Genomic DNA, 12,208 nt, shown 5'->3' with positions numbered 1-12,208 from the left:
ATTCCCTCAGGTATCCAACATCTATAATCTTCATCTGAATGGATGAAAAGTGTTGGAGTTTGTGCCTTATTTGCATATTTAAGTGGAGAATGATACCACAATTTTTCATAATTATTCCAAGGTGTTGCAGAAATTTGGTCGTCAATGAAATAATATCCGATGTCTGTAAGTAAAAATTCAGAAGTCATATTTGAAATTGAACGTTGTGAACAAGCAGCCTTAAATCTATTTGTATGTCCAATTGCCCAATTAGTCATGAAACCACCGTAACTTCCACCCATAATTGCCAACTTTTCTTCATCAAGTGCAGGGTAGTTTTTAATTACAGCATCTGTAAATTTCATTAAGTCATCAAAATCAATTTCTCCATATTTTCCACGAATATCTGCAAATTCTTTTCCTCTACCGTCAGATCCTCTAGGATTTGTGAAAAATACAAAATATCCATTATTTGCTAAAAACTGCATTTCGTGATGGAATACTTTTCCGAAAACTGTCTTAGGGCCACCGTGAACATGAAGTATACCTGGATATTTTTTATTTGGATCATAGTCAACAGGTTTCATAACATATCCTATAAATCCAATTCCATCATTTGTAAAGTTGATTTCTTCAATTTCTGAAAGTGAATATTCTGTTGTATCATTGTGGAAAGAAATTCTATTTTCTTCTTCCATAGAAATTTCATAAATATCTTGCAAATTGGAATCTTTTAGTGCAACAGCATAAATTTTTCCATCTTTTGAAATATCGATACAATCGATAGAACCTGATTTTTCATTTAATCTTTCAAGATTTCCATTTTTATCAATTCTATAAATATATGAACTGTTTACCTCAGTATTTATGAAGTACATAAATCCTTCTTTTACTAAAATACCTTTTCCACCTGTTAATCTCATATCTGTTCCGACAGAGTTATTCATACACATATCAAAATTGTCATTTACAATTTTTTCAAAGGATTTTTCTTTGATATTTATGATGTAGATATTTGAATTTTCATTTATACCATATTCTTTCATATCTGTTGCTACGGTTATAATATTTTCAGAATCAATAAAGTTTGCGTAAGCAAAAGAAAAATCTTTTGCTAGAAGGTCAACTGTTTTAGTTTTGATATCTAAAATTTTAACCTCATTTACAAGAGGCATTTTTCCCGTAAAAGTTGTGGAAATAAAAACAGCCTTAGTTTTGTCTTCATTTAATTCCAAACCATAAATATCAGTGATATCATCACTTAATGGAATAAATTCAGAAGTCTTTTTGTTGAAATGATAAAGTCTGCTTCTATCTTCATTTGTAAAACCAATATTATTTCCCCAGAAAGGAATTTCAGTTGCAACTAAGTAATCCTTAGAATCGTCATAAGTTTTTTCTTTATTTTCTTTTTTATCTTCTTCTTTTTTAGATTCTTTTTCTATTTTTTCCAATTCTTTTGTTCTGTTGAAATTAGCTAAAACTAAAAATTCATCATCATTTATTTGTTTTATTGTATTTACCAAAGCAGGAACAGTAAAGTCTAAAACCGCTTCTCCACCGGAAGTACATATTTTGTAAAATTTAGTTGTATCAGACTCGTCTTTTTTACCTTCTCTATCACCTGCAAACAGAATAGAACCGTCTAAAAGTTCAATGAAAGAACTTTCCTTAGCACCATTAGTAAAAACAAATGACTTTTTAGTTTCCAAATCCATTTTATAAATTCTATGCTCATCTTTAAATTTAAAATTTAAAATCTCGCGCTTTATGGAATTTTATTTATGATGTCGAAATTTTAAAATTCCGCACGCCATTGTCGCAATAACTCTTGCGCGACAAAATTTTAAAATTTTAAATTCCGCGCCATGATAGAACATGACAGAATTTGAAAATTTATAAAATTTTAAACTGCGAAAACGCCTCGCTAGGCATTAAAATTATCTTAAAATATAATTTAGCTTGCAAGATTAAGCTAAATTTCTGCTTATAATCATATTGATTTAATCTTTATTTGGCTAAAATTGACACTTGTCAATTTCTTAATTTGAAAGGATAAAGATGTCTGATCTAAAACAGGATAGACGAGGCTTTATCGGGCTTACTTTCGGCGCAGTTGCCGCTGTGGGTGGCGTTTTCGCGCTCGTGGGGATGAAGAAATCGTGGGATCCGCTTCCTAGCGTGCGCGCCGCCGGCGTCACTACGGTAGATTTAAGTCCGATCAAAGAGGGCGAGCTTTATCAAACTCAGTGGCGCAAAAAGCCGATTTTCGTGCTTAAAAAGACCGCCGATATGCCTAAAAACGATGCCCGCGATGTCGTCGTAGGGGATGCTAGATATACGCTTTGCATCGGGCTTTGCACCCATTTAGGCTGTATTCCCAGCTATAAGCCATCGACGCAACAATTCATCTGTGCATGTCACGGCGGAATTTTCGATGCTAACGGCGTAAACGTGTTCGGTCCGCCGCCGCGCCCTATGGATATACCGCCCTTTAAAATCGACGGAACGAAACTCGTTTTAGGCGAAGAGGGCCCCGAATACCAAGCCCTAAAGCAGAAAGCATAGGAGGCGCAGATGGCACATATCAGAAAAGCTACGGGAGTTTGGGATTGGTTCGACCAAAGGCTCGCCGTAACGAAATTTTTCAAGGTGATGGTAAGCGAGTATTGGATTCCTAAAAATATCAGCTTCCTTTGGGCGATGGGCGTTATTTTGATGACGCTATTTATAGTTTTGTTCGTTAGTGGACTAATGCTCGTGATGTATTATAAGCCGGATGTAAATTTAGCATTTGATAGCGTAAATTTCACGATTATGAAGGAGGTCGAATACGGCTGGCTATGGCGTCATATCCACGCGGTATCGGCATCAGTTGTATTTTTGATCTTATACATTCATACTTTAGTAGCTATTTATTACCGCTCGTATAAGCAAGGACGAGAGATGATTTGGGTAAGCGGAATGCTGCTTTTCATCATCTTTTCGGCCGAGGCTTTTAGCGGCTATATGCTTCCATGGGGGCAGATGAGCTACTGGGCAGCGATGGTTATTACGAATTTATTCGGCGGAATTCCAGTAGTTGGCGACGCGATAGTAGAGTGGATTCGCGGCGATTACGCCGTAAGCGATCCGACGCTGACGCGATTTTTTATGCTTCACGTCTGTTTACTGCCTCTCGTGGTGGTTGCGGTGCTGGCAGTGCATTTTTATTCGCTTAGATTTCCGCATGTAAATAACCTAGACGGCGAGGAGATTGACTTTGAGCTCGAGGGTGAGAAGTATCTGCAGGGCAAAACTAGCGAAAGCAAGGTAATTCCGTTTTGGCCGGGCTTTTTGGCGAAGGATTTTTTCTACGTCAGTATCTTTATGATATTTTTCTTTTATCTGGTCGGCTTTCACTTCGATTTTGCGATGGATCCGATAAATTTCGAGCCGGCAAACAGCCTCAAAACCCCGACGCATATCTATCCGGAATGGTACTTCCTCTGGGAATATGAAATTCTGCGCGGATTTTACTTTGATGTAGGACCGCTTAAGGCCGCCGACATCGGGCTTATCGCATTTGCATTTGCCGGAGTTTCGCTATTTTTTATCCCGTTATTTGACCGCAGCAGCGTAGTAGCGCCTGCGCACAAAAACAAAGCGTTTTTCATTTGGTTTTGGATTTTAGTAATCGACATGATCCTGCTTAGCCTTTTCGGCAAGCTCCCTGCAGACGGCGCGGAGCTCGGTATCGAAAACAAATACTGGGGCTTTGCTTTATCGATCATCTATATCGGATTGCTCGTCGTAGTGCTTCCGCTAATTACAATTGCAGAAAGAAAGAGGGTCTAGCCATGAAAGAGATAAGAACCCTAATCTTAGTGCTTTTTTGTGTGGGAATTTTATACTGGTTTGTCGAGCCTTATGCTCATACTAAGCTCAGTCCGCACACCGATCCGGTAAATTACGATTTTGCAGCAGGCGATACGGCTTTAGCCGCGCATAACGTAGCCGCAGCAGAAAGCGCTTTGGCCGCAGCTGAAAAAGGCGGGGATGAGACGATGATAAAAAATTCTAAAAAAGCCCTAGCCAGTGCGAAAGAGCAACAAGACAAAACGGTGCTTTTTTGGGACGAGATAAATAAAATCGATCTTAGCAAAGGCGATGCCGTGCGCGGCGCTGAAACCTTTACAAATGCAGGCTGCACCGCATGTCATGGAGTAAAAAGTGCAAATATCCCCGCTCCTATGGACGCGGCAAGCGCTAGTGCTGCATACGGCGTCAATCCTCCGGATCTTAGCAGCGCAGGCTATCTATACACTGATAAATTCTTAGCTGCGCTCATCAAAGATCCGATCATGGCTCTTAAGCTAGATCAGAAATTTGGCGACGAAAAGCCTTTTCCGATGCCCGGGTTTTTCGGTGCGGGCGGTGATCTAAATCAAGAGATCGCCGATATCGTAGCCTATCTAAAATCACTCGCTCCTAGCGAGGATAAGCTAATCGCCTCTGAGGCTGCAGCTAGCGGTATCAAGCAAGGCACCGAACTAGACGAAGCGCAGAAAAAATTCCTTTTAAGCAAGGCGGTTTTTGAGGATGCTTGTCTAAGATGCCACGACGTCAAATATGATAAGCTCTTTGCATCCAGCGACAAGGCTAGCTTAGCTGCGTATATGGGCTCGACGCCTCCTGATCTTTCGATGATGATCCGTTCTAAGGGCGCCAACTATCTACACGAGTTTATCAATGATACGCAAAAGAAGCTTCCAGGCACTTCGATGCCGCGCGTAGGCTTGAACGAAAACGCTGAAGCCAAGGTCGTGGAGTATCTAGCTGACGTAGGCGATAGCAAAAAAGCCGAGCGTGAAGCTACGACCATAAATATTATGATATATTTCTTGATCCTTTCTGTTTTTGCAGGTCTTTGGAAAAGCAAAATTTGGTCGAAACTTCATTAAAATTTTAGCAGTCGGAGTAAAATCCGACTGCCTTTTAAAATTCCGCCATATCCTAAATTCTATTAAATTCCATCTATCAAAAAGCTCTTGCAATTGAGAATTTAGCCGCTTTCGTGCTTTATGATAACCGCTTTTTTTATTACTTTTTAAGATTTTTCTACATATAATTGCCGCTAGATTTTGAAATTTAATGTATGAATTTAACTCAAGAAGGTTCAGATGAAATTTTTTAAATTTGCGGTTTTAGCTCTAATTTTTCCGCTTGCTATGCTTTTTGCGGATACGGATTATCGTGCGGAAGCAGCGACGATAAAAGAGAAATTTGCTCAAGCGATCAAGCTTTATGTCGATGGTAATAATTCTGAGGCTAGAAAGATAACTCAAGAGGCGTATTTTGGGCATTTTGAAAATCTAGAAGCCGGCATTCGCATAAATTTAAGTCAGAAAAAATCCTACGATATGGAGAAGCAATTCGGCGATATCCGCAAGGCGATCAAAGCAGAAAAGCCGGTAAGCGAGATCCAAGCGATGATAGATAATCTAAACCGCGAGATCGACGAGGTCTTGCCGGTGATAGAATCAGGTCACCGCCTAGTGGCAGAATATCAAGATGGAGGCGACGGTAGCACTTCTGCGCCAACCTCAGGCGGGAATTCCGCAGCATCCGGTACAACCTCGCCGTGGATGAGCGTCTATACGGAATTTAAAACTGAGCTGGATAACGCTAAAGCTGCGTTTGATAAGAAAGACACTGCTGCACTAAAGGCTGCGCTAAATCGCGCTAAATTTGATATCTACCGCAACGAACACCTAGAAGAGGCGGTACGAAAATATGTCTCATCTCAGACCGATCAATCGATCCAGCAAATTATCGGAAATCTCTTGCGCGAGGATGCGGATACGGACAAATCAAAATTTGACGAAGCGATAAACGCCCTAGATAATCTAGCATTAAAAGCCGTAAATGATTTGCCGCAAGAAAGCTACTCCATAGCGCCGCAGACTGCGTTAGCACAAAGCGATACTAGCGAAGATGAGGGCAAGGATTTTACGCCGATTGTGCAAAATATCAAGGATAAGATGGCTAAGGTTTTGCAGCTTTACGAGAGCGGCAAGGTTGATGATGCGATTGACGAAAGCGGCAATATCTACTTTGATGAATACGAAGAGAGCGGCATGGAGAATATCGTCGGTGCTAAAAATACTCAGCTTAAGCTAGACACCGAAGCAAGCTTTAATAAAATTTCGGCTCTTATGCGCGCGGGCGCTTCCAAAGAGCAGATCGTAGCGGCGCAAAACAAGCTATTTGATCAGCTTACCCAAAGCCTAGAGCTAACGAAGAAATCAAGCAACTGGGATCTATTTTTATACGCGTTTATCATCATCTTGCGCGAAGGATTTGAAGCGCTCATCATCGTAGCCGCAGTCATCGCTCTACTTATAAAATCCGGCAATTCAAAGCACCTAAATATCGTTTACAGCGCTCTTGGCGTTGCGGTTGTGCTAAGTATCGCTACGGCTTACGGGCTAAATTATATCTTCGGTAGCGAAAATGCAGGACAAACGCGCGAAGTGATGGAGGGCGCGGTGATGTTAATCGCCGTAGTTCTGCTATTTTATGTGGGCTTTTGGCTTCTTTCAAATGCAAGCTCCAAAAAGTGGAGCGCCTATATCCAAGGTCAAATTTCAAGCAGCCTAAGCTCTGGCGATAGCAAGATGCTTTGGTGGACGGTATTTTTGGCGGTTTATCGTGAGGGCGCAGAGACGGTGCTATTTTATCTGGCGCTACTTTTCGATGCTAAAAGTCCAGCAGCTACTAGCATGGTAGCAGCAGGCTTTGTAGCGGGTCTAGCGGCTCTTATCATAGTTTATATCGTCATCAAAAAATTCTCGCTTAAAATCGCTATCAAGCCATTTTTCATCGCTACGTCAGTCATTATCTTTTATATGTCCGTCGTATTTGTGGGTAAGGGCGTGATGGAGCTAGTCGAGGGCAAGGTATTCGTGCCTACGGTGATAGACGGGCTTCCTACGATTACGTGGATCGGATTTTATCCTTATGTCCAGAGCCTAGTGCCGCAAGCGGTGATGATCGTGCTTCTAATCGCAGGAATTTTAATCTTAAAAAACAAGCAAAAAAACAAATCTTAATAAGGAGAGAAAAGATGAAAAAGATTTTTTCAGGTATGTTGGCACTAAGCCTAGCCTCTGTTATAGCAATGGCGGGAGAGCATCCGATCGGCGAGCCGATTGAGCAAAATGGAATGGAGATCGCCGCAGTTTATCTTCAGCCTATCGATATGGAGCCTAAAGGCATCGATCTAGCTCCTAGCAAAGCGGACATCCACCTTGAGGCGGACATCCATGCCATCAAAGGCAACGCAAACGGATTTGGCGAGGGCGAGTGGATCCCTTACCTAAAGATCGCTTACGTGCTTAAAAACCTAGACACCGGCAAGATCCAAAAGGGAAATTTCATGCCGATGGTAGCTAGCGACGGCCCTCACTACGGCGCCAATATCAAAATGGTAAACGGCGTGGGCAATTACGAGCTAACCTATAATATCGAAAATCCAAGCACCAACGGATTCGGCCGCCACGCGGACAAAGCGACAGGCGTAGGCAAATGGTGGGAGCCGTTCTCGGTTAAATACACCTTCCAATACACAGGCGCTCCTAAAGAGTAAATCGTAGCAGGCTCCGCCGAGTCCGTTTTGGCGGAGCTCTAGCGGTATTGGGTTTAGCCGCACGCTTTAAATTTAAGGCGGTTACTTTAGCCCGTTTAAATTTGCCATTACGCCGCAGCCAAAGCGCATCGTTTTTGCTTTAATGCGTTTAAGCTTACGAATCTTTTAGTTGCGGCAAAATTTTAAAATTAGCGCGTCGCGAGGGTGAGACAAAACCAAAGCAATAGCGAGGCGAAATTTCTCTTTGCGGGCGGCTCTATTGCTGCGAACTTTTTGCGGGCTGATTTGAAATTTTAAAATTTACAAAATGGCGTAGGTTTTAAAATTTTAAAATTTAAGCAATTATAGGCGATTTACGCGCATTAGACTCGATGAGGATTTTTAATGACGATATTTTTTTATCACGTTAGCTTGGCTCTATTTCCGCTCGCGTTTTTAAGCGCGTATCTGGGCGGCAGGCGCTTTATCAGCGCATCGTTTTTGCCCGCGCTTTTAGGAGCTGCATTCGGGGCGCTGTGCTTTAGCGCATTTGCGCGCTCGGCAAACGCCGATACGGGCAAGATCGTGTTTGATGCGCTCGCACTTTTAGCGCTGCTCGCGCTACTGCTTGCGTTTAAGTTTAAGCGATTCTATCTTACCGCTATAGTTATTTTTGCTCTTGGTTGCGCGTATGGATTTGAATACCGCTTCATAGGGATGAATTTTAAAATTTTCTCCGGCGAGCTACTGGACAGCTTCAGCCTAACCAACCTCTTCATGGCGGTTTTAGGTGCGCTGGCGCTCATTTTATTCTATTTTATTTATCGCTCAGCTCTAGCGCGTACGAGTAGAGGTGCAAAGCTGGCGTCATTCGTCATCGCGTGGGCGTTTGCCTTTATCGCCAAAATCGGCTTTTTGGGCCTTGATCTGCGCCAGGCAGACGCGCCCAAAGCGCTAGCTGCGAAGGGTTTTGAAGGGCTTTCAAACGCGATCGGCTCGTCCGAGTTTCTAAGCGTCATCGCTAAAATCATCCACTACAACAACTCCTATCTGACGCTAGCTCTTTGCCTTATAGCCGCGCTAATTGCGCTACTTACGGTATTTCGTGCGCCAAGTCGAGTGCCTCGCGAAGCGGACATTATAAAATTTAGAGAGGTTAAGGCGGGCAGATTCGCCATTTTTAGAGATTTTAGCCTGATTTTATCGCTTGGGGTTTTAATCAGCTTTTTGGGGCTTTATTATATCTTGGTCGCTTCAAAACCGCCTACGATCGATGAGCCCAAGATTATCGAGCCGCAAGGCGCGGAATTCATAATCGATGCAAACATCGTAAAAGATGGCAAGCTGCACCGCTTTGCCTACGTCACCGACGACGGGCATAAGGTCAGGTTTTTTCTACTAAACCGCTTCACGGACAAATTTGCCCCGGTCGCGGTTTTTGACGCGTGCTCGATCTGCGGCGATATGGGCTATATCAAAAAAGGCGACGAGCTCATCTGCATCGCTTGCAACGTGCGTATCTTTTTGCCGAGCGTCGGCAAGCTGGGCGGCTGCAATCCGATCCCGCTGGATTATAAGCTAGAGGGGCAAAATATCGTCATCGCGCTTAAGACGATTGAAGACGGCGCGTCCTATTTCTCGGAGATTGTGGATAAAAAGGTGATCGATCCGGTCAGCAGAAAAGAAATTTTAAACACCTCTAAATTTAGCTATCTTTACTACGGACGCACCTACTTTTTCGAAAGCGAAGCGAATGCAAACGCCTTTACCGCGCATCCCGAGCGCTATGTAGATGAAAACGGCACGCTAAAGGAGCTTAAATAATGTTTTTACGCATCATCAAATCCTCCATTTTAAACTCCAGGGATAGCAAAATTTTAGCGTTTTTGACGATATTTTTATCGGTTTCGCTGATCGCTTGCATGCTAAATATCACGCTAAAAATTGGCGATCAGGTCGCTAAGGAGCTACGTAGCTACGGCTCGAATATCGTCGTGCTACCGCGCTCGCAAAGCCTAAGCATCGAGATCGGCGGGCGCGAATACTCGCCGCTTAAAAACGATGATTTTTTAAAAGAGAGCGAGCTGCATAAGATCAAAGAAATTTTTTGGCGCAACAATATCACCGCCTTTGCGCCCTTTTTAACTACCCACGCAGGAGATTACGACGTCGTGGGAACCTACTTTGAAAAGGACGTGGGCGTTAGCGACGAGCCTGATTTCAGATCGGGCGTGCGCTCGCTCTATCCATTTTGGAGCGTAGAGGGGCAGTGGGTAAAAGACGGCGCCGAGAATGAGGTGCTCGCAGGAGACGGGCTTGGACTAAAGATCGGCGATACGGTTAAGCTTGGAGATTATGAGGCTAAAGTCGTTGGGATTTTGCACGGCGCGGAGGATGAAGCTAAAAAGCTGATCGCAAATTTATCGCTAGTGCAAAAACTAACGCACAAAGAGGGCCTCATCGCCAAGGCCGAAGTTAGCGCCATGACGATCCCAGAAGACGATCTGTCCGTAAAGGCAAGAAGGAGTCTCGATAATCTAGACGCCACAGAATACGACACATGGTATTGCTCAGCATACGTTAGCTCCATCGCATATCAGATCACCGAGGAGTATCCAAACGCGACCGCTAAGGCGGTGCTTAGCGTCAGCGAAGCTCAAAGCGGCATCACGAAAAAAATTCAAAATTTAATGGGCGTCGTAAGTATCTTATCTCTGCTGATTTCAAGCATCTGCATCACGAGCCTGCTAAGCAGCGAAATTTACAAGCGCAAAAAAGAGATCGGCTTGCTTAAGGCGCTGGGAGCGAGCAACTTTATGATCTATATCCAGTTCGCCGCCGAAATTTTCGTCATCTGCGTAGCAAGCTCACTCGTGGGCGCAGTCGTGGGCTACGCGCTTAGCTGGGCGATCGCGTATCAAATTTTTGGCTCCTTTATCGGCGTCTCGCTTATGGTCTTTCCGCTTAGCATCGTCTTTGGACTTCTTATTTGCATTATCGGCTCGATTCTACCGCTACGCGGAGTGATCAAGCTACTGCCTGCGGAGGTGCTTTATGGCAGGAAATAACGGCGCGTTTTTCAGAAGCGCGATCTTTAAAAGTATCATCAACAGCGGCATTCGCAGCTTCGTGATTTTTGTCGCGATAATGCTAGGCAGCGCAGTTTGTGCGGCGTTCGTAAATATCTACGCCGACATCGATAGAAAGGTCGCCAGCGAGTTAAACAGCTACGGCGCAAATTTAATCGTAAGCCCCGCAAATTTAGAAAATTCCCATATGGACGAAGCAGCGCTCGATGCGAAATTTGCTAAAATTCCAGCTCTAAAAAGCGCAAATAAATATCTTTTCGGCAGCGCAAATTTAGGCGTAAACTCAGGCATCATCATGGGGGTAAATTTCTCCTCTCTGCGCGATACTATGCCGTTTTTGGATCTTAAAGAGGGTTCGTTTATCGGCGTGGATTTCGACGATAAAAACGCGCTCATCGGGCAGGATCTTGCTAAGCTTTTGGGCGCGAAGCTCGGCGATAGTATCGAGATCACGCCGATCGGCTCAAACGAAACGAGCAAGGTAAAGATAAAAGGCATCGTCTATGACGGGCAGAAAGAGGACGGCATGCTGCTAATCTCGCTGCCGCTGGCGCAAAAAATTTTAAATCAACCCGCGCAGGTAAATTACGCCGAAGCGATCGTAAGCGGCGATTTTAAGCAGCTAAGCGAAATTTCAAAAAGCCTGAGCGACGCGCAGATGAGCTTCGCGCCGATCGGTAAGGTATCCAAGACTCAGGGCATCATCTTAAACAAAATCAAGCTCTTAATGCTTCTTATCGGCATTACGATCCTTCTGATCACCTCGGTCTGCATCAACACGAGCCTTAGCTCGATCCTGCTTTCGCGCATCAAAGAGTTTGCGCTCATCCGCGCAATCGGCGCGAGCAAACAAAATTTGCTCCACCTGATCCTGAGCGAAATTTTAACCGTCTGCGTCGCAGGCTCGCTAGCTGGAGTATTCGTGGGATACCTGCTCGCGATCTTGCTCGGGCATCTGATATTTTCAAGCAGCGTGGATTTTAGGCTGATTAGCCTCTTTGCGGCGGTCGCGCTGAGCCTGATTTTTGCGCTCGCGGCAAGCTACTATCCGATCAAAAAGGCGCTGAATCCGAATTTAGCGAATCTATTAAGGGAATGACATGGAAATTTTAAAATTTGAAGGTATCTGCAAATACTTCGGCGAGGTTAAGGCTCTCGATAATATCAGCTTCGACGTTTTAAGCGGCGAGTGGGTCAGCATAATGGGCCCAAGCGGCAGCGGCAAGAGCACGCTCGTAAATATCCTAAGCCTGATGGACACCCCCACTGCGGGCAGATACATCCTAGGCGGAGCCGACGCGAGCGTGCTAAACGACGAGCAAATTTTAGAATTTCGCCGCAAAAAGATCGGTCTCGTGTTTCAGCAGTTTCACCTAATTCCTTACCTAACGGCCGTCGAAAACGTTATGTTAAATCAATACTACCACAGCTGCGTGGACGAGGACAGCGCTAAAGCGGCACTTGATAAAGTAGGGCTCGGGCACCGCATTACGCACCGCCCTAGCGAGCTTAGCGGCGGCGAGCAGCAGCG

Annotated in this window: 10 protein-coding genes; 9 read left to right on the top strand and 1 reads right to left on the bottom strand. The window is 44.2% G+C overall.

The genetic code is table 11. The annotated features are described in order from the left end of the window. Positions 1–1,697 (bottom strand): S9 family peptidase (locus tag Q0614_RS11765; protein WP_298788901.1); only part of this gene is annotated, 1,697 nt, incomplete at its 3' end. 343 nt (positions 1,698–2,040) lie between these two features. Between Q0614_RS11765 and petA the strand changes: the two genes are divergently transcribed. The 9 genes from petA to Q0614_RS11720 all read left to right on the top strand — a co-directional run. Then, a complete protein-coding gene (gene petA / locus Q0614_RS11760) occupies positions 2,041–2,547 on the top strand; it encodes a ubiquinol-cytochrome c reductase iron-sulfur subunit (RefSeq protein WP_177387024.1) in 507 nt (168 codons plus the stop codon). A gap of 9 nt (positions 2,548–2,556) precedes the next feature. Continuing rightward, positions 2,557–3,816, top strand: a complete 1,260-nt coding sequence (locus Q0614_RS11755) for a cytochrome bc complex cytochrome b subunit (RefSeq protein ID WP_298042046.1) — start codon at positions 2,557–2,559, stop codon at positions 3,814–3,816. Between the two features lie 2 nt (positions 3,817–3,818). Beyond that, positions 3,819–4,922 carry a c-type cytochrome gene (locus Q0614_RS11750; RefSeq protein WP_298788900.1) on the top strand — a complete coding sequence of 368 codons (1,104 nt, stop codon included), beginning with the start codon at positions 3,819–3,821 and terminating at the stop codon, positions 4,920–4,922. A gap of 219 nt (positions 4,923–5,141) precedes the next feature. Continuing rightward, a complete protein-coding gene (locus tag Q0614_RS11745) occupies positions 5,142–7,073 on the top strand; it encodes an FTR1 family protein (RefSeq protein WP_298788898.1) in 1,932 nt (643 codons plus the stop codon). A gap of 14 nt (positions 7,074–7,087) precedes the next feature. Then, positions 7,088–7,609, top strand: a complete 522-nt coding sequence (locus Q0614_RS11740; RefSeq protein ID WP_298788896.1) for an iron transporter — start codon at positions 7,088–7,090, stop codon at positions 7,607–7,609. Between the two features lie 384 nt (positions 7,610–7,993). After that, positions 7,994–9,412 carry a Fe-S-containing protein gene (locus Q0614_RS11735; RefSeq protein ID WP_297989370.1) on the top strand — a complete coding sequence of 473 codons (1,419 nt, stop codon included), beginning with the start codon at positions 7,994–7,996 and terminating at the stop codon, positions 9,410–9,412. Continuing rightward, on the top strand, positions 9,412–10,656 hold the full coding sequence (locus Q0614_RS11730) for an ABC transporter permease (protein WP_298103960.1): 1,245 nt from the start codon (positions 9,412–9,414) through the stop codon (positions 10,654–10,656). The genes Q0614_RS11735 and Q0614_RS11730 overlap by 1 nt, the downstream gene beginning before the upstream one ends. Continuing rightward, positions 10,643–11,776 (top strand): FtsX-like permease family protein, encoded by a 1,134-nt coding sequence (locus Q0614_RS11725; RefSeq protein ID WP_298042050.1) that lies wholly within the window; start codon positions 10,643–10,645, stop codon positions 11,774–11,776. Before Q0614_RS11730 ends, Q0614_RS11725 begins: the two co-directional genes overlap by 14 nt. A gap of 1 nt (position 11,777) precedes the next feature. Continuing rightward, positions 11,778–12,208: ATP-binding cassette domain-containing protein (locus Q0614_RS11720; RefSeq protein ID WP_298788894.1), on the top strand; the 431-nt coding region annotated here is incomplete at its 3' end.

The sequence above is a fragment of the uncultured Campylobacter sp. genome (genome assembly GCF_937997595.1).
Classification (GTDB): domain Bacteria; phylum Campylobacterota; class Campylobacteria; order Campylobacterales; family Campylobacteraceae; genus Campylobacter_B.
Note: the sequence above shows the minus strand (reverse complement) of the source record. Positions and strands in the feature narration are given on the sequence as shown.

Bases quoted from the DNA above. Each gene is read 5' to 3' on its own strand.
- petA (WP_177387024.1), top strand. From the start codon at position 2,041: ATGTCTGATCTAAAACAGGATAGACGAGGCTTTATCGGGCTTACTTTC.
- Q0614_RS11755 (WP_298042046.1), top strand. From the start codon at position 2,557: ATGGCACATATCAGAAAAGCTACGGGAGTTTGGGATTGGTTCGACCAA.
- Q0614_RS11750 (WP_298788900.1), top strand. From the start codon at position 3,819: ATGAAAGAGATAAGAACCCTAATCTTAGTGCTTTTTTGTGTGGGAATT.
- Q0614_RS11745 (WP_298788898.1), top strand. From the start codon at position 5,142: ATGAAATTTTTTAAATTTGCGGTTTTAGCTCTAATTTTTCCGCTTGCT.
- Q0614_RS11740 (WP_298788896.1), top strand. From the start codon at position 7,088: ATGAAAAAGATTTTTTCAGGTATGTTGGCACTAAGCCTAGCCTCTGTT.
- Q0614_RS11735 (WP_297989370.1), top strand. From the start codon at position 7,994: ATGACGATATTTTTTTATCACGTTAGCTTGGCTCTATTTCCGCTCGCG.
- Q0614_RS11730 (WP_298103960.1), top strand. From the start codon at position 9,412: ATGTTTTTACGCATCATCAAATCCTCCATTTTAAACTCCAGGGATAGC.
- Q0614_RS11725 (WP_298042050.1), top strand. From the start codon at position 10,643: ATGGCAGGAAATAACGGCGCGTTTTTCAGAAGCGCGATCTTTAAAAGT.